The sequence below is a fragment of the Pseudomonas sp. PME37.24/025 genome, assembly GCF_055556615.1.
Genome location: NZ_JBVHNK010000064.1, coordinates 1 through 342, shown reverse-complemented (window position 1 = coordinate 342; position 342 = coordinate 1). Strand labels below are relative to the sequence as shown.

Annotated in this window: 1 protein-coding gene; it reads left to right on the top strand. The window is 74.0% G+C overall.

What is annotated here, in order from left to right; translation table 11 throughout:
• A partial coding sequence (locus ACZ3HH_RS29510) for a DUF6177 family protein (protein ID WP_465810058.1) occupies window positions 1-342 on the top strand: 342 nt, incomplete at both ends.

The following is a 342-nucleotide window of genomic DNA, read 5'->3' as shown; positions in this document are numbered from 1 at the left end:
GGTCTCGGAGAGCCGGGCACCGCTGCTCCCCTTGACGGCGACGCGTGGCGACCTGCTTCGGCAGGCGGGGATGGCGCGGCATCCACTGGTCTTCCTCACCGGCGACGGCACGCGCCTGACCGAACCGATGCGCGCGGCCCTCGCGGACACCCGCGTGCCGTGGGTCGTCCGCACCACCGGCGGGCTGCGTGACGGACTCACGTGGCGTCCCCTCGAGGACCTCGCCGCCGCGTTCGACGACACTCCCGCCGCCCCGCACCCCGACGCCCTCCACCTCGAGCAGCCCACCACGCTGCAGTTGGTCGCATCGGTCTCGGTCCGTCATCGGGCGGATGCCTCGAC